Genomic DNA, 17,555 nt, shown 5'->3' with positions numbered 1-17,555 from the left:
GACAACCACATGTCAGTCACTCGCCGTGATCTGCTCAAGATGGCCGGCGCCGCCGGCGTCATGGGCATGGCGCCCGCCATCGTGCGCGCGCAGAAGCTGGAGAAGACCAAGGTCCAGATCGCAGTCGGCGGCAAGCCGCTGATCTACTATCTCCCCCTGTCCATCGCGGAAGCCCGCGGCTACTTCAAGGACGAAGGGCTGGATGTCAGCATCGCCGACTTCGCGGGTGGCTCCAAGGCCTTGCAGGCCGTGGTGGGCGGCAGCGCCGACATCGTGTCGGGCGCGTTCGAACACACCTTGTCCATGCAGTCCAAAGGCCAGGCCTATCGCGCCTTCGTGCTGCAGGGCCGCGCGCCCATGATAGGCGTGGGCGTGTCCAAGAAGAACCTGCCCAACTACAAGGGCCCCGCCGACCTGAAGGGCAAGAAGATCGGCGTGACCGCGCCGGGCTCGTCCACCAACATGGTGGTCAGCTTCTTCCTGGCCAAGCACGGCCTGAAGGCCTCGGACGTGTCCATCATCGGCGTGGGCGCCGGCGCCGGCGCGGTGACCGCGCTGCGCAGCGGCCAGATCGACGCCATCTCCAACACCGACCCCGTGGTGTCGATGCTGGAAATGCCGGGCGACATCCAGATCATCGTCGACACCCGCACGCTCAAGGACACCAAGGACATTTTCGGCGGCAATATGCCGGCGGGCTGCCTGTACGCGCCGCAAGCCTTCATCGACGCCAATCCCAACACCACCCAGGCCCTGGCCAATGCCCTGGTGCGCGCCGACAAGTGGATCCAGAAGGCCGGCGCCGACGAAATCGCCAAGGTCGTGCCGGAAACCTATCTGCTGGGCGATCCGGCCGTCTACAAGGCTGCCATCGCCAAGAGCCTGGAAGGCCTGTCGCCGGACGGCCTGATCCCCGAGGACGGCGCCGCCACCGCGCTCAAGGCGCTGGCGGCCTACCAGGCGGACTTCGACGGTTCCAAGATCGATCCGTCCAAGGTCTGGACCAACGACTACGCCCGCCGCGCCAACGAGAAGTACCCCAATGGCTGAAGCCGCGCTGTCGCTGGAAAACATCAGCTGCACCTTTGTCTCCCGCGACGACCGGTCGCAGCGCTACACCGCCGTCAGCGACACCACCCTGGCCATCGAGCCGGGCGAGTTCGTGTCGGTGGTGGGCCCGACCGGCTGCGGCAAGTCCACCCTGCTCAACGTCGGCGCCGGGCTGCTGGCGCCGTCGTCGGGCAGCGTGAAGGTGTTCGGGCAGCCTTTGTCCGGCATCAATGAGCGGGCCGGCTACATGTTCCAGGGCGAGGCCCTGCTGCCCTGGCGCAGCGCGCTGGACAACGTGGTGGCCGGCCTGGACTTCGCCGGCGTGCCGCGTTCGCAGGCGCTGGAACGCGGCCGCGAATGGATGCGCCGCGTCGGCCTGGGCGGTTTTGAAAGCCGTTATCCGCACCAGATGTCGGGCGGCATGCGCAAGCGCGCGATGCTGGCGCAGACGCTGATCCGCGACCCCGACATCATCCTGATGGACGAACCGTTCTCGGCGCTGGACATCCAGACCCGCCAGCTCATGGAGAACGAGGTCCTGGACCTCTGGATGGCCAAGCGCAAGGCCGTGCTCTTCATCACGCACGACCTGGACGAGGCCATCGCCATGAGCGACCGCGTGGTGGTGCTGTCGGCGGGGCCGGGCACGCACCCCATCGGCGAATTCGTCATCGACCTGCCGCGTCCGCGCGACGTGGCCGAAGTCCGCACGCATCCACGCTTCGTGGAACTGCACGCCGCCATTTGGGGCGTGCTGCGCGAGGAAGTACTAAAGGGCTACGCCCAACAGAAGCGAGCCTAGGCCATGCCCAAACTGATCAAACCCGGTTCGGCCAGCCTGCGCTTCTGGCAGTTGCTGCTGCTCGTCATCATTTTGCTGGTCTGGCATTTCGCCTCGCGCGATCCCAAGGTGGCGTTCTTCTTCGGCGAACCGCTGAAGGTGTGGGGCCGAATCTGGGCCTGGTTCGTCACCAATGCGGACATCTACACCCATCTGGGCGTGACGCTGACCGAGACCGTGCTGGCCTTCTTCATCGGCACCATTGCCGGGCTGGCGTTCGGCTTGTGGCTGGGCCTGTCGCCGGGCGCCAGCGCGATCCTGGACCCGTACATCAAGGCCGCCAACTCGATGCCGCGCGTCATCCTGGCGCCCATCTTCGGCATGTGGTTCGGCCTGGGCATCTGGTCCAAGGTGGCGCTGGCGGTGACGCTGGTGTTCTTCATCGTGTTCTTCAACGTCTACCAGGGCGTGCGCGAAGTCAGCCCCACCTTGCTGGACAATGCCCGCATGCTGGGCGCGCGCCGGCGCCAGCTGCTGCGGCACGTGTACTTGCCGTCGGCCACCAGTTGGGTGTTCTCCAGCCTGCATACTTCGGTGGGCCTGGCTTTCGTGGGCGCGGTGGTGGGCGAGTACCTGGGCTCGGCCAGCGGCGTGGGCTACTTGATTCTGCAGGCCGAAGGCACCTTCGATGTGAACACCGTGTTCGCGGGCATCATCGTGCTGACGGCGTTCGCGCTGGTGCTGGACGCTGTCGTCGGCATAGGTGAGAAACGCCTGATGAAATGGCAGCCCCGGTCCGGCGAAACCGAAAAAATCTGAAGGAGTTCCCATGGCCCGTCTGCCCTATGCCGACCTGACCCATCCCGAAGCCAAGCCGCTGGTCGACCGCATCGTCGCCGAGCGCGGCAGCGTGCTGCACCTGTACCAGATGCTGCTGCACAGCCCCGCCGTGGCGGGCGGCTGGCTCAATTACCTGACTTCCATCCGCCAGCTCAGCACCTTGCCGGGCGACCTGCGGGAACTGGTGATCATGCGCGTGGCGGCCATCAACGGCGCGCCTTACGAGGCCGACCAGCATGCGCCGATCGCGCTGAAGGAAGGCGTGTCGCAGGCTCAGTTGGACGAGCTGAATAACTGGGAAGCCTCCGGCCTGTTCGATGAACGCGAGAGGGCGGTGCTGGCCTATACCGACGCCATGACGCGCCAGGTGCAGGTGCCGGAACCCGTATTCCAGGCGGCAAAGGCGGCGATGGGTTCCGAAAAGCTTATCGTGGAGCTGACCGCGACAGTGGCCGCCTACAACATGGTGTCGCGCTTCCTGGAAGCGTTGCAGGTGCATTCGCACGATCATCGCTGATGCATGCGTGCGGCCTGCGGCCGCGCGTGCTACCTGCTCGACATGAAGACGGGCGCCGCGGCGCCCGCCCGGTTCAGGTCCGCTGCGCCTCGATCAGCGCATCCAGCTTGACCGCGTCCGCCACGAACAGGCGGATGCCTTCCGACAACTTCTCGCTGCCCATCGCGTCTTCATTGAGCAGGGTACGGAACGTGACTTCGTCCGCGCCGATGCGGGCGATGTTGGCGGGGACGTCGTCCGCGCGCAATTGCGCCGGCGCGTCGCCCTCGGTACCGGCCAGCTTGGTCAGCAGCTCCGGGCTGATGGTCAGCAGGTCGCAGCCCGACAGCGCCAGGATCTGGCCGACGTTGCGGAAGCTCGCGCCCATGATTTCCGTGGGGATGTCGAAGTGCTTGTAGTACTGGTAGATCCGGGTCACGGACAGCACGCCCGGATCGCGCGCGCCGGCGTTATCGGCTTCGACCCAATTGGCGCCGGCGGATTTCTTGTGCCAGTCGTAGATGCGGCCGACGAAGGGCGAGATCAGCTGCACGTGGGCGTCGGCGCAGGCCACGGCCTGCGGCAGCGAGAACAGCAGGGTCAGGTTGCAGCGCACGCCTTCCGATTGCAGGGCGCGGGCGGCCTGGATGCCTTCCCAGGTCGAGGCGATCTTGATCAGCACGCGCTCGCGCGGCACGCCGGCGGCTTCGTACAGGGCGATCAGGCTGCGGGCCCGCTCGATGGTGGCGCGGGTGTCGAACGACAGGCGGGCATCGACCTCGGTCGAGACGCGGCCGGGCACGATGTCCAGGATGGCGCGGCCGAAGGCGACCAGCAGGCGGTCCATGAGTTCGGCGGTGGGCGCGCCGCGGTGCTCGCGCGCGGTCTTTTCCAGCAGGGGGCGGTAGGCGTCCTGCTGGACGGCCTTGAGAATAAGGGACGGGTTGGTCGTGGCGTCGGTGGGACGCAGCGCCTTCATGGCTTCGAAATCCCCCGTGTCGGCGACGACGGTGGTGTGGTTGCGCAGGGCGTCAAGTTGGCTGGACATGGACGGTACGGCTCGCAGCAGGCTAGGGTTGAAGGTGTCCTAGCGTATCACTGAGGCCGCCAGGCCGCTGTCGGCTGGATGAGGGAGGGGGACGGCGGGACGCGGAAAAACAGGCCAAAACGCCGTTTCCGGCCTTATTTGGCGCGGTTCGCCAGGGAAAACGCCCGCTCAGGGTATAATCCGAAGGTTTGATTATCGATTCTAAAACCGGGGTTTACTGTGCTGCCGCAACTCTTTCCCGAGGGGATCAACCGCTTCCCTCCTGCAATTCTGGCTCTGGCGGACGGTACCATTTTTCGAGGCGTGTCGATCGGTGCGCCTGGGCATACCGTTGCCGAAGTGGTGTTCAACACCGCGATGACCGGGTACCAGGAAATTCTCACCGATCCCAGCTATAGCGGCCAGATCGTTACGCTGACCTATCCGCATATTGGCAATACTGGCGTCAACGCCGAAGACGTGGAAGCCAAGCGCGTCTTCGCCGCCGGCCTGGTGGTCCGTGACTGTCCCGCCCGCGTGTCGAACTTCCGTTCCACGCAATCGTTGCCTGAGTACCTCGCCGAGCAAGGCGTCGTCGCCATTTCCGGCATCGACACCCGCAAGCTCACCCGTATCCTTCGCGAAAAGGGCGCCCAGGGCGCCTGCATCTTCGTCGGCGCCGACGCCGAGCGCGCCGTCGAACTGGCCCGCGGTTTTGCCGGCATGGCCGGCCAGGACCTGGCCAAGGTGGTGTCGATCAAGGACAGCGCCGAATGGACCGAAGGCACCTGGCAATTGGGCAAGGGCTTCTCCAAGCCCGACCAGTCCAAGTTCCACGTCGTGGCCTACGACTTCGGCATCAAGACCAACATCCTGCGCCTGCTGGCTGACCGCGGCTGCCGCCTGACGGTGGTGCCGGCCCAGACCAGCGCCGAGGAAGTCTTCAAGCTCAACCCCGACGGCGTGTTCCTGTCCAACGGCCCCGGCGACCCCGAGCCCTGCGACTACGCCATCGAGGCCACGCGCGCCTTCCTGGACAAGAAGCTGCCGGTGTTCGGCATCTGCCTGGGCCACCAGATCATGGGCCTGGCGCTGGGCGGCAAGACGCTCAAGATGAAGACCGGCCACCATGGCGCCAACCACCCCGTGCAGGACCTCCAGTCCAAGCGCGTGTTCATCACCAGCCAGAACCATGGCTTCGCGGTCGACGCGGCCAGCCTGCCGGCCACGGCGCGCGTGACGCATGTCTCGCTGTTCGACGGCACGCTGCAGGGCTTCGAGCTCACCGACCGCCCGGCCTTCTGCTTCCAGGGTCACCCCGAAGCCAGCCCGGGTCCGCACGACATCCTTGAACTGTTCGACAAGTTCATCGACCTGATGTCCGGCCAAAAGTAAAGATTGCATCATGCCCAAGCGTACAGACCTAAAAAGCATACTCATCATCGGCGCCGGCCCCATCATCATCGGGCAGGCCTGCGAATTCGACTATTCCGGCGCACAGGCGTGCAAGGCGCTCAAGGCCGAGGGCTATCGCACCATCCTGGTGAACAGCAACCCGGCCACGATCATGACGGATCCGGAAACGGCCGACGTCACCTACATCGAGCCCATCACCTGGCAAGCCGTCGAAAAGATCATCGAGCGTGAAAAGCCCGATGCGCTGCTGCCCACGATGGGCGGCCAGACCGCGCTGAACTGCGCGTTGGACCTGGCCCACCACGGCGTGCTGAAGAAGCACAACGTGGAACTGATCGGCGCCAACGAGCACGCCATCGAAAAGGCCGAGGACCGCCAGAAGTTCAAGCAGGCCATGACCGACATCGGCCTGGAATCGGCCAAGTCGGGCGTGGCCCACAGCATGGACGAAGCCTGGGAAGTGCAGCGCCGCATCGCGGCCGAAGTCGGCACTTCCGGTTTCCCCGCCGTGATCCGCCCCAGCTTCACCATGGGCGGTTCGGGCGGCGGCATCGCCTACAACGCCGAAGAATTCGAAACCATCTGCCGCCGCGGCCTGGAAGCTTCGCCCACCAGCGAACTGCTGATCGAAGAGTCGCTGCTGGGCTGGAAGGAATTCGAGATGGAAGTGGTCCGCGACAAGGCGGACAACTGCATCATCGTCTGCTCCATCGAAAACCTGGACCCGATGGGCGTGCACACGGGCGACTCCATTACCGTGGCGCCGGCTCAGACGCTGACCGACAAGGAATACCAGATCATGCGTAACGCATCGATCGCGGTATTGCGCGAGATCGGCGTGGATACGGGCGGCTCGAACGTGCAGTTCGCGGTCAACCCCCGCGACGGCCGCATGATCGTCATCGAGATGAACCCGCGCGTGTCGCGTTCGTCGGCGCTGGCCTCCAAGGCCACCGGCTTCCCCATCGCCAAGGTCGCCGCGCGCCTGGCCGTGGGCTACACGCTGGACGAACTCAAGAACGAAATCACCGGCGGCGCCACGCCCGCCTCGTTCGAACCCTCGATCGACTACGTCGTCACCAAGGTGCCGCGTTTCGCCTTCGAGAAATTCCCCACCGCCGACGCGCGCCTGACTACCCAGATGAAGTCCGTGGGTGAAGTCATGGCCATTGGCCGCACCTTCCAGGAATCGTTCCAGAAGGCGCTGCGCGGTCTGGAAGTGGGCGTCGACGGCCTGAACCAGAAGACCACCGACCGCGAGAAGCTGCAGGTCGAACTGGGCGAACCCGGTCCGGAACGCATCTGGTACGTGGGCGACGCCTTCGCGCAGGGCTTCACGCTGGACGAAGTGCACAACATCACGCACATCGACCCGTGGTTCCTGTCGCAGATCAAGGAAATCGTCGACATCGAACTGGCGCTGGAACAGAAGACGCTGGCCGACCTGGACTACGCCACGCTGTGGGAACTCAAGCGCCGCGGTTTCTCCGACCGCCGCCTGGCTTTCCTGCTGGATTCCTCGGAATCCGAAGTGCGCAAGCTGCGCCACCAGTTGAATGTGCGTCCGGTCTACAAGCGCGTCGATACCTGCGCCGCTGAATTCGCCACCCGCACGGCCTACATGTACTCGACCTACGAGGAAGAGTGCGAAGCCGCGCCCACCGACCGCAAGAAGATCGTGGTGCTGGGTGGCGGTCCGAACCGCATCGGCCAGGGCATTGAGTTCGACTACTGCTGCGTGCATGCCGCGCTGGCGCTGCGCGACGACGGGTACGAGACCATCATGGTCAACTGCAACCCGGAAACCGTGTCCACCGACTACGACACTTCCGACCGCCTGTACTTCGAGCCGCTGACGCTCGAAGACGTGCTGGAAATCGTCCACAAGGAAAACCCGGTCGGCATGATCGTCCAGTACGGCGGCCAGACCCCGCTGAAGCTGGCGCGCGCCCTGGAAGCGAACGGCGTGCCCATCATCGGCACCAGCCCCGAATCCATCGACGTGGCCGAAGACCGCGAGCGCTTCCAGAAGCTGCTCAACAAGCTCGGCCTGCGCCAGCCGCCCAACCGCACCGCGCGCACGGAAGGCGAGGCCCTGGCCCACGCCGCCGAAATCGGCTATCCGCTGGTGGTCCGCCCCAGCTACGTGCTGGGCGGCCGTGCCATGGAAATCGTGCACGAGCAGCAAGACCTCGAGCGCTACATGCGCGAGGCCGTGAAGGTCAGCAATGACTCGCCCGTGCTGCTGGACCGCTTCCTGAACAACGCCACCGAAGTGGACGTGGACTGCCTGGCCGACGGCGAAACCGTCTTCATCGGCGGCGTCATGGAACACATCGAGCAGGCAGGCGTGCACTCGGGCGACTCGGCTTGCAGCCTGCCGCCGTACTCGCTGTCGGCGGAAGTCATCGCCGAGATCAAGCGCCAGACCACGATGATGGCCAAGGCGCTGAACGTCAGCGGCCTGATGAACGTGCAGTTCGCGATCCAGGGCGGCGACGTCTACGTGCTGGAAGTGAACCCGCGCGCTTCGCGCACGGTGCCTTACGTTTCCAAGGCCACCGGCCTGCAGCTGGCCAAGATCGCCGCGCGCGCCATGGCAGGCCAGACCCTGGCCGCCCAGGGCATCACCAAGGAAGTCGTGCCGCCTTACTTCTCGGTCAAGGAAGCCGTGTTCCCGTTCGTGAAGTTCCCGGGCGTGGACACCATCCTGGGTCCGGAAATGAAGTCGACCGGCGAAGTGATGGGCGTGGGCACGAGCTTCGGTGAAGCCTTCGTCAAGTCGCAATTGGCCGCGGGCGTGCGCCTGCCGGAATCCGGCACGGTGTTCATCAGCGTCAAGAACCAGGACAAGCCCCTGGCGGTGGAAGTGGCGCGCGGCCTGCACGCGCTCGGCTTCAAGCTGGTCGCTACGCGCGGCACGGCTGCCGAGATTGAATCCGCCGGCATCCCGGTGCAGTTGGTGAACAAGGTCAACGAAGGCCGTCCGCACATCGTCGACATGGTGAAGAACGGCGAGATCGCGCTGGTCATCAACACCGTCGAAGAGCGCCGCAACGCCATCGCTGATTCGCGCACCATCCGCACCCAGGCGCTGGCCGCCCGCGTGACCTTCTTCACGACCATCGCCGGCGCCCGCGCCGCGGTCGAAGGCATGCAGTATCTGCGCCAAGGCCTGGGCCTGCAGGTGTATCCGCTGCAGGAGCTGCACGCTTCCTTGCAAGGCTAAGCCGGCAAGCGACACAATAGGGCACGCGAGAGCGTGCCCTATTTTTTTGCAACGCGATTCCGCAACGCCACTACAGGCATCAGGCACACATGGAAAGAGTCTTCATCACCGGCGCCAGCAGCGGCCTGGGACGCGCCCTGGCGCAGCAGTACGCCTCTACCGGCGCCACCCTGGGCCTGCTGGGCCGGCGCGAGGACGCCTTGCGGGAATTGGCCGACAGCCTGCCGGGCGAGCACCGCTGCTATGCGGTGGACGTGCGCGATCGCCAGGCCCTGCATGCCGCGGCCCAGGATTTCATTGCTTTCTGCCAGGGGCGGGTGGACGTGGTCATCGCCAGCGCCGGCATCAGCGCAGGCACCTTGACCGAGCATGGCGAGGACTACGACGTGTTCAAGGCTATCGTCGATACCAATCTGCTGGCCACCGTGGCGACTTTCGAACCCTTCATCGCGTCCATGCGCGCGGCCAGATCAGGCCGCCTGGTGGGCATCGCCAGCGTGGCGGGGGTGCGGGGGCTGCCGGGAGCGGGCGCCTACAGCGCGTCCAAATCGGCGGTGGTGACCTACTGCGAAAGCCTGCGGCTGGAACTGGCCGCCGAAGGCGTGGACGTGGTGACCATAGCGCCCGGTTACATCAAGACGGCGATGACGGCGCACAATCCGTATTCCATGCCGTTCCTGATGGAGGCGGATGCCTTCGCCCGCCGCGCGCGCAGCGCGATCGGGCGGGGCGCGTCCTATGTGGTGATTCCGTGGCAGATGGGCATCGTGGCCAAGCTGATGCGGCTTCTGCCCAACGCCGTCTACGACAGGCTGGCGCGCAACGCGCCGCGCAAGCCGCGCCGCGCGCGCTGAAGTCTCAGGGCACCACGTCGTTGCCGACCTCGTCGGTCACGTGGCCCACGTCGCCCCAGTCCAGCACCTGCCACTTGCGGCCCTGTACGCCGACGCGGTTGATGCTGACATTCAGCAGCGAGGCGTCGCGCGGCCCGTTCAGTGGCACGCCCGAGGCATGGCGCCAGATGATGTCCAGCACGCCGCCGTGCGTGAACATCAGGATGCGCTCGTCGTCGTGGCGGCTGGCAATGTCGTCCACGGTGGAGATGACGCGGGACTGGAACTGGCCCAGCGTTTCGCCGCCGTCCAGCGGGCGCAGCGGATCGCGGCTTTTCCAGGCGGCCGCAGCTTCGGGGGCCAGCACGTCGATGCGTTCGTGGTCCAGGCCCTCCAGTACGCCGAAGCCGCGCTCGCGGATGCCCGGCTCCACGCGCACGCGCAGGCCGAGCTGTTCGGACACGGGTACGGCGGTGGCGTGGGCGCGCTGCAGATCGCTGCTGTAGATGGCGTGGATGGGCGTGTGGCGGGCTTCCTCGCGCATGCGCGCGGCCAGCAGGCTGGCCTGGTTGACGCCGAATTCGTTCAGGGGGATGTCTTGCCAGCCTTGCAGGCGCCGCTGGCGGTTCCAGTCGGTTTCGCCGTGGCGGATGAACCAGATTTCAGTCATTACGATCTTGATGCAGAATTAAAGCTGGGCCGGCGCGATGGGCGCGCGCGGTTTCCAGATGGTTTGAATGATCGAGCTTAACGCGACCAGCGCGGGCTCGCTAGCGCGCTCGTAGGGCAGGATGAATCCGAGCATGGCGTCGACGCGCGCCTGGCCCCAGACGATGAAGTCGTTCGAGGCCGCGCCCGCCAGCGCCGCTTCCTCGCGCAGCAGGGCGCAACCGGCGCCCGCGCGCACCAGCGCGTCCAGGTTGGCCTGGTCGTCGTTCTGCATCACGATGCGCGGCGACAGGCCATGGCGTTCGAACATATCGCGTAGCAGCAGGTGCGTGTGGCTGCCAGCGGGGCCGTCCAGCCAGGGCAATTGCGCCACCTCGCGCCAGCCGCCGCGCTTGAGCACCGCGGCGTGCTCGCGGGGCATGGCGATGCGGTAGCGCACGCTGCGCAGCGGCTGCCAGAGCACGCCGCGCGGCGGATTGGCGGCGATGATCAGCGCCGCCGGCAGGCGGCCGGTGCTGACTTGCTCGGCCAGCGCGGCGGCGGGCAGGGTCTGGGTCTTGAGTTCGACCAGCGGCAGGCGCTGGGTGACGGCCGAGGCCAGTTCACCCAGGCGCAGGAAGTCCGGCTTCTCGCTGGGCACGCCAAGTTCGACCGCGCCATGCAGGCTGCCCTGCAGCTGCTGGGCCTCGGATTTGAACTGCGCGCCCAGCACCAGCAGCGATTCGGCGGTGGGCAGCAACACCTCGCCGGCCTTGGCCAGGGCCAGCCGGCCGCCGCTGCGGTCGAACAGCGCCACGCCCAGGCTTTGCTCCAGCGCCTTGATCTGGGCGGTCACGGCAGGCTGGGTCAGCGACAGCGCCTCGGCCGCCTTCGTCAGGTTGCCCAGCCGGGCGACCGTGACGAAGGCGCGGATCTGATAGATTTCCATGGGCCAGAGTTTAGGCCGCCAGCAGCCGCACTTGGGTAGGTTCCAGCCCGATGGAGACCGGGGCGCCGATCGGGAAGGGCGACAGCCCCGCCAGATGCGACTGGTCCGCCGTCAGCCGCTGTTCGCCGATCTGCACCTGATAGCGGGTAAATTCGCCCAGGAACTCGCTGCTTTCCACGATGCCCGGCAGCCAGACGTAGCGCGCGTCGCCCAGCCCGTCCGCCATTTCGATCTGCACGGTATGCGGACGGAAGCTGGCCGCCAACCGCGACGCGGCCGGCGCTTCTCCGGCAAGCGGCAAGCGCAGGTCGCCCACGCCTTCCACCGCCAGCACCAGGCTGCCGCTGGTGCGTTCGCGCACATCGCCTTCCAGCACGTTCATCGTGCCCACGAAGTTGGCGACGAAGCGGTTGACCGGATAGTCGAACAAGGTGCTGGGCGCCCCGATCTGCTGGACCACGCCATGGTCCAGCACCGCCATGCGGTCGGCGGTGGTCATGGCTTCTTCCTGGTCGTGGGTGACGAAGATGGTGGTGATGCCGAGCCGGCGCTGCAGGCTGAGCAAGTCCTGGCGCATCTGCACGCGCAGCTTCTTGTCCAGGTTGGACAGCGGCTCGTCCAGCAGCAGCACCTGGGGCTCGATGACGATGGTGCGGGCCAGGGCCACGCGCTGCTGCTGCCCGCCGGAAAGCTGGTTGGGCCGGCGCTTGCCGTACTGGGACAGGCCGACCAGGTCCAGCGCGGCTTCCACCTTGGCGCGGATCTCGGCGCGCGGCAGCTTGCGTTCGACCAGGCCGAAGGCCACGTTGTCCCACACCGTCATGTGCGGCCACAGGGCGTAGTTCTGGAACACCATGCCGATATTGCGGTTCCAGGGCGGCGTGCCGCTGATGTCCTTGCCGTCCACCAGCAGCTGTCCGGCGCTGTGCCGGTTGAAGCCGGCGATCAGGCGCAGCAGCGTGGACTTGCCCGAGCCAGACGGTCCCAGCAAGGCGAAGAACTCGCCGGGCTCGATGCTGATGTTGACGTCCTTGAGCACTTCCGTCTTGCCGTAGGACAGCCGGATGTTGCGGCATTCGACGCTGACTTTCTTCATGCGGATTCCCCTTCATTGCGAGCCGGCCGCTGGCGCGACTGGGCGCGCTCCACCAGCAGGTGCGATACATACGTGCCGATGGCCACTGCGGCCACCGCCAGGACGCCGAGCGCAGCGCCCGGGCCCCGGCCCGCCGCGCTCTGCATGTACAGATAGATGCCGTAGCTCATGGGCGCCTGGCTGTCCTTGGTCACCAGCATGATGGTGGCGGAAAGCTCTACCGCCGCCGTCACGAAGCTGGTGACGAAGCCTGCCAGCATGCCGCCGGCCATCAGCGGCACGACTACGCGGCGTATCGTGCTCATGCGGGTCGCCCCCAGCGATTGCGCGGCTTCCTCCAACGAGATGTTGATCTGCTGCAGTGACGCTACGCAGGAACGTAGCGCGTAAGGCAGCCGCCTTACCGAGTACGCGATCATGATGATGATCCACGACGAGGTCAGCAGGGTGCCGGTGCCCGGCAGTTCGATGCCGCGGAAGGTGCGCAGAAAACCGATGGCGAGCACGATGCCCGGGATCGCCAGCGCGGCGGAGGCCAGGAAGTCCAGCCACTGGCGCGCCGGCAGGCGGGTACGCAGCATCAGATAGGCGATGGCGGTGCCGAGGATCACGTCCACGCCCGCGGCCAGGCCGCAATAGAGCAGGGTGTTGGCAATCATGCCCTGCGATTCGGAGAACACCGCCGAGTAATGCGCCAGCGTATAGCCGTCCGGTAGCGGCGCGAAGCTCCAGACGCTGGCCAGCGACAGCAGCAGCACGCCCATGTGCGGCGACAGCACCAGCAGCAGCACCAGGATGATCCAGCCATAGGCCAGCACGCTTTCCATCGGCCGCAGCTTGCGCTTCTGGATGGAGCTGCCGCCCTTCTGCAGGGTGGAATAGTCGCGGCCCTTGAGCACGCGCGCCGACAACCACAGGGCCAGGATCGAGAACCCGACCATGATGACGCTGATCACATACCCCAGCGGGTCTTCCAGACCGACCTGCGTGATGCGCAGATAGGCTTGCGGCGCCAGCATGTTGGTGGTGCCCAGCACCAGCGGCGTGCCCAGGTCGTCGAACACCTTGACGAACACCAGGGACGCGCCGGCCACGTAACCGGGCAGGGCCAGCGGAAAGATCACGCGGCGGAACAGGCGGAAACCCCGCGAGCCCAGGTTGAAGGCCGCTTCCTCCATGGCACCGTCGATATTGCGCAGCGCCACCACCAGGTTCATCAGGATGAACGGGAAGTAGTGCAGCGACTCCACGAAGATGACGCCGTTCAAGCCTTCCATGAAGGGAATGGTGAAGCCGAACCAATCGTTGAGCAGCAGGTTCACGCTGCCCGAGCGGCCGAAGATCAGCTGCATCGCGACCGCGCCCACGAAGGGCGGCATGATCAGCGGCAGCACGCCCAAGGTCTGGATCAGCAGCGCGCCGCGGAAATCGAAGCGCACGGTGAAGTACGCCAGCGGCACGGCGATGAGCGATGCCAGCAGCGCCGACCAGCCCGCCACGTAGAGGCTGTTGAAGAAGGCTTCCTTCATCAGCGGCTGGTTGAAGAAGGCGCCGAAATGGCCCATGGTGAAGCTGCCGTCGGCGTTCACGAAGGCGCTGTAGAAGACCGTGCCCACTGGCACGGCCAAAAACAGCAGCAGAAAACCGAACACCAATAGCGCCGTCAGCAAGGGGCCGACGGGCAGGCGCGAGTGGCCCGAAGAATTCATCGAGATTCCCGAAATCGTTGCCAGGGGAAAACCGCGGCGGCGGACGGGACTGGTCCCGTCCGGCCCGCGCGCGTCCTGCGGGTGTGGCGGCCTAGAGCGCGGCAGCCTGCTTGGCGAGCTTCACGGCTTCTTCGTAGTTCGCCTTGGAACGGCCGTTCCACTCGCCTTCCAGCTGGGTGATCTGCTGGTTCACGGCGGCGTCCTTCTTGTTGCCCGCGAAGATCGCCAGGAAGGCCGGATCCGCGGCCTTCTTGCCGTCGACCAGCGGCGCCCAGGTCAGCTTGCGGGCCTGTGCCAGCAGCTCGGCAGCCTTGCCACTCTTGGCCTTGTCGCCCAGCTTGGCTTCGGCGTCGTAGATGGCCTTGGTGGCGGCCTGCAGTTCCTTCAGGCGGAACGTCACCGTCTGGTCATACAGCGACTGCACCACGTAGTAGCGCGACTGCGACAGGTCGGCGTTGAATTGCACCTTGCTGCGCTTGGCGATTTCGGCGGGGTCGGGATAGCCCTGGGGAATCTTGCCGGCCAGCGCCGTGTAGGGCAGCACCGGCAGGCGCGAGATCTTGGGCTCCAGCAGCAGTTCCTGCCCGGCCTGGCTGAGCGTGAAGGCGATGAACTTCTTGCCTTCCTCGGTGTTCTTCGCGCCCTGGATCAACGCGATGTTGGCCGGCACGATGGCGGTTTCGGAGGGGTAGACGAATTCCACCGGGAACTTGGAATACTTGCTGGACAGGCCGAAGAAGTCGATCACCGGCCCGGCGCCGAACTGGCCGTTGTTCACGCCATCGGGCACGCCGAACGAGCGCTCGGTGACCGCGCTGCTGTTGCCCGACATGCGCAGCAGCGTGCTCCAGCCCTCATCCCAGCCCTCGCCCTGGAGGATGGTTTCCACGGTCAGGTGCATGGTGCCCGAGCGCGACGGCGAAGTGATGCCGACGTGGCCGAACCATTGCGGCGACAGCAGGTCCTTCCATTCGACCGGCGCGGGGATCTTGTGCGCGGCGATGTAGCGCGTGTTGTAGATGATGCCGTAGCCGGCCAGGGCCTGGCCCAGGTACATGCCGCCCGGATCGTTGATGGGGTAGTTGCCGATCTTGTCCGGCACCTGCTTGTTGGCCACGTCGGCGGAGTTCGCCAGCAGCTTGTCGCGGCCCAGCACTTCGAAGGCGTCGGGCGCGCTGGCCCAGAACACCTCGGGACGCTGGCCGGCGGGCGTTTCGCGCACATAGGCGATGCCCGACACGGTGTTCTTGTTCAGGATTTCCAGCGTGATGCCGGGGTTGGCCTTTTCGAAGGCCGTCTTGTAGGCCTGGGTCAGGTCTTTGGGGAACGACGTGATCACCGTGACGGTGCCTGCCAGGGCAGGGGCCGCGCAAACGGCCAGCACCGCACCTGCAAGGGCTGTGCGCATTGCATGCATGGTTTGTCTCCGTGGTTTTAGATTTGTCCGGAGACAGTACTGGCCGGCCTGGACAGCGTCCAATCAGAAATTTTGATGCGCGCCATCAATGCGGGCGCCCCGGCCGCGCGGGGCGCCGTGCCTTGCCCGCTAGGCGGTGGCGGATACGCCGCCTTGCATGGCCCGGGCCTGCTTGTCCATCACTGCTGTGATCTGCTGCTGGATCTGCATTGCCTGGGCATTGAGCGCCATCAGTTGCTGGGCCTTCATTTCGGCCGGCATGCCGCTGGCCTTGACCTTGGCGATCTGGTCCATCACGCGCTTGAGCTGCTTCTGCAGTTCCTTGATCTGGCGCGTGTAGGCGTCGTCGTTGCTGGAGTCTTCGGTTTCCTTGGTTTCCTGCACGTTGCCCATTTTCAGGCCGCCGGGGGCGTTGACGCGGATCTTGCCGTCCGCGGACACCGTACTCGCTTCCGCGTCCGAGGCGCTCTTGGCTTCCTTGTTGGCCTGGATCTTCTGGGCCCAGAGGTCGGCCAGGCTGTTGATTCGGGAACTGCCGCTGATGGGATCGATCGCCATGATTGCTCCTGCCGCCTATGAGGATTTCGGGGTTTTCACTAGTACGGCATTCTGACGGTGAACTTAAGCATTGCCGCCCCTTTGCGGCCCCCTTTACACTGGCGCCCGCTCACACCCAACACTTACTTTGGGATATCCATGTCCAATTCCTACTTTCCGCGCTGGCGCCTGGCCGACGACACCGAGCCTGGCGTCATCATCGCGCCCGACGAAAGACTGTCCTGGCCCAAGAACGTGGCCATGGGCGCGCAGCACGTGGTCGCCATGTTCGGCTCCACCGTGCTGGCGCCGCTGCTGATGGGTTTTGACCCGAACGTCGCCATCCTGATGTCAGGGATCGGCACCCTGATCTTCTTCCTGTTCGTCGGCGGCCGCGTTCCCAGCTACCTGGGCTCCAGCTTCGCCTTCATCGGCGGCGTGATCGCGGTGACCGGCTATGCCGGCGGCGGCGCCAACGCCAATATCGGCGTGGCCCTGGGCGCCATCATCGCCTGCGGCCTGGCCTACACGCTGATCGGCCTGATCGTCTGGTTCGTCAACGCGAGGGCCGGGGGCGGCGCGAACTGGATCGACACCCTGATGCCGCCCGTGGTCACCGGCGCGGTGGTCGCGGTCATCGGCCTGAACCTGGCCCCTATCGCCGCCAAGGGCGCGATGGGCGCGTCGGGCTTCGACAGCGTGATGTCCATGGTGACCATCCTTTGCGTGGGCGGCATCGCCGTGTTCACCAAGGGCATGGTGCAGCGCCTGCTGATCCTGGTCGGCATGATCCTGGCCTGCGTGTTGTACGGCATCCTCGCCAACGGCATGGGCCTGGGCAAGCCCATCGATTTCTCCGGCGTGGCCGCCGCGGCCTGGTTCGGCCTGCCGCACTTCGCCGCGCCGGTGTTCAAGGCCGAGGCCATGGGCCTGATCGTGCCCGTCGCCATCATCCTGGTGGCCGAGAACCTGGGCCACGTGAAGGCGGTCAGCGCCATGACCGGCCAGGACCTGGACCGCTACCTGGGCCGCGCCTTCGTCGGCGACGGGGTCGCCACCATGGTGTCCGGCGCGGTGGGCGGCACGGGCGTCACCACCTATGCCGAGAACATCGGCGTGATGGCAGTCACACGTATCTACTCGACGCTGGTGTTCGTGGTGGCGGCCCTGATCGCCATCGTGCTGGGCTTCTCGCCCAAGTTCGGCGCGCTGATCCAGATGATCCCCGCGCCCGTGCTGGGCGGCATGTCGGTGGTGGTGTTCGGTCTGATCGCCATCGCCGGCGCCCGCATCTGGGTGGTCAACCAGGTGGACTTCAGCGACAACCGCAACCTGATCGTGGCCGCGGTCACGCTGGTGCTGGGCGCAGGCGACTTCACGGTCAAGCTGGGCAATTTCACGCTGGGCGGCATCGGCACCGCCACCTTCGGCGCCATCATCCTGTACGCCCTGCTGCGCCGCAGGAAGTAAGCGGCGCGGCCATGCGCGGACCTGGCGTCACGCGCATGGCCGGCTGGCGCGCTTAGG

General features: G+C 66.0%; 15 protein-coding genes. 8 read left to right on the top strand and 7 right to left on the bottom strand.

Features of this window, described 5'->3' with window-relative positions:
- The first annotated feature begins 9 nt into the window (after positions 1–9).
- Genes AC6LKD_RS22980 through AC6LKD_RS22965 form a run of 4 tightly spaced genes read left to right on the top strand, consistent with a single transcriptional unit; the run spans position 10 to position 3,188 of the window.
- Positions 10–1,050, top strand: coding sequence for an ABC transporter substrate-binding protein (locus AC6LKD_RS22980; protein WP_013395609.1), 1,041 nt, complete (start codon positions 10–12; stop codon positions 1,048–1,050).
- Entirely contained in the window at positions 1,043–1,852 is an 810-nt protein-coding gene (locus AC6LKD_RS22975) for an ABC transporter ATP-binding protein (protein ID WP_013395608.1), read from the top strand. Before AC6LKD_RS22980 ends, AC6LKD_RS22975 begins: the two co-directional genes overlap by 8 nt.
- 3 nt (positions 1,853–1,855) lie before the next feature.
- A complete protein-coding gene (locus AC6LKD_RS22970; protein WP_013395607.1) occupies positions 1,856–2,650 on the top strand; it encodes an ABC transporter permease in 795 nt (264 codons plus the stop codon).
- 10 nt (positions 2,651–2,660) lie between these two features.
- Positions 2,661–3,188 carry a carboxymuconolactone decarboxylase family protein gene (locus tag AC6LKD_RS22965; protein WP_498117555.1) on the top strand — a complete coding sequence of 176 codons (528 nt, stop codon included), beginning with the start codon at positions 2,661–2,663 and terminating at the stop codon, positions 3,186–3,188.
- 73 nt (positions 3,189–3,261) lie between these two features.
- On the opposite strand, the gene tal is transcribed toward AC6LKD_RS22965, so the two are convergent.
- Positions 3,262–4,215: a transaldolase gene (gene tal, locus AC6LKD_RS22960; RefSeq protein ID WP_498117554.1), complete on the bottom strand. Its 954-nt coding sequence runs from the start codon at positions 4,213–4,215 to the stop codon at positions 3,262–3,264.
- A gap of 219 nt (positions 4,216–4,434) precedes the next feature.
- Between tal and carA the strand changes: the two genes are divergently transcribed.
- The 3 genes from carA to AC6LKD_RS22945 all read left to right on the top strand — a co-directional run bounded on the left by carA (position 4,435) and on the right by AC6LKD_RS22945 (position 9,693).
- A complete protein-coding gene (gene carA, locus AC6LKD_RS22955; RefSeq protein ID WP_498117553.1) occupies positions 4,435–5,589 on the top strand; it encodes a glutamine-hydrolyzing carbamoyl-phosphate synthase small subunit in 1,155 nt (384 codons plus the stop codon).
- Positions 5,590–5,599: 10 nt separating this feature from the next.
- The gene (gene carB / locus AC6LKD_RS22950; RefSeq protein ID WP_013395603.1) at positions 5,600–8,839 is read left to right on the top strand and encodes a carbamoyl-phosphate synthase large subunit; all 3,240 of its coding nucleotides are present in this window, start codon (positions 5,600–5,602) and stop codon (positions 8,837–8,839) included.
- 89 nt (positions 8,840–8,928) lie between these two features.
- Positions 8,929–9,693 carry an SDR family oxidoreductase gene (locus tag AC6LKD_RS22945; RefSeq protein ID WP_013395602.1) on the top strand — a complete coding sequence of 255 codons (765 nt, stop codon included), beginning with the start codon at positions 8,929–8,931 and terminating at the stop codon, positions 9,691–9,693.
- A 4-nt stretch (positions 9,694–9,697) separates the two neighbouring features.
- Here AC6LKD_RS22945 and AC6LKD_RS22940 read toward each other — a convergent pair whose 3' ends face one another.
- The 6 genes from AC6LKD_RS22940 to AC6LKD_RS22915 form a co-directional block, all read right to left on the bottom strand.
- A complete protein-coding gene (locus AC6LKD_RS22940; RefSeq protein ID WP_013395601.1) occupies positions 9,698–10,342 on the bottom strand; it encodes a histidine phosphatase family protein in 645 nt (214 codons plus the stop codon).
- 18 nt (positions 10,343–10,360) lie between these two features.
- On the bottom strand, positions 10,361–11,269 hold the full coding sequence (locus AC6LKD_RS22935; RefSeq protein ID WP_492276516.1) for a LysR family transcriptional regulator: 909 nt from the start codon (positions 11,267–11,269) through the stop codon (positions 10,361–10,363).
- A gap of 10 nt (positions 11,270–11,279) precedes the next feature.
- Complete coding sequence (locus AC6LKD_RS22930; protein ID WP_492276517.1) at positions 11,280–12,365, bottom strand: ABC transporter ATP-binding protein; 1,086 nt, start codon at positions 12,363–12,365, stop codon at positions 11,280–11,282.
- On the bottom strand, positions 12,362–14,074 hold the full coding sequence (locus AC6LKD_RS22925; protein WP_013395598.1) for an ABC transporter permease: 1,713 nt from the start codon (positions 14,072–14,074) through the stop codon (positions 12,362–12,364). Before AC6LKD_RS22925 ends, AC6LKD_RS22930 begins: the two co-directional genes overlap by 4 nt.
- Positions 14,075–14,165: 91 nt before the next feature.
- Positions 14,166–15,491, bottom strand: coding sequence for an ABC transporter substrate-binding protein (locus tag AC6LKD_RS22920; protein WP_492276518.1), 1,326 nt, complete (start codon positions 15,489–15,491; stop codon positions 14,166–14,168).
- A gap of 129 nt (positions 15,492–15,620) precedes the next feature.
- The gene (locus tag AC6LKD_RS22915) at positions 15,621–16,049 is read right to left on the bottom strand and encodes a FlxA-like family protein (RefSeq protein ID WP_013395596.1); all 429 of its coding nucleotides are present in this window, start codon (positions 16,047–16,049) and stop codon (positions 15,621–15,623) included.
- Positions 16,050–16,187: 138 nt separating this feature from the next.
- On the opposite strand from AC6LKD_RS22915, the gene AC6LKD_RS22910 reads away from it, so the two are divergent.
- Entirely contained in the window at positions 16,188–17,498 is a 1,311-nt protein-coding gene (locus AC6LKD_RS22910) for a solute carrier family 23 protein (protein ID WP_447067746.1), read from the top strand.
- Positions 17,499–17,555 lie beyond the last annotated feature (57 nt).

This window comes from Achromobacter sp. D7-1, assembly GCF_059760445.1.
This window is presented reverse-complemented; position numbering and strand designations above follow the sequence as displayed.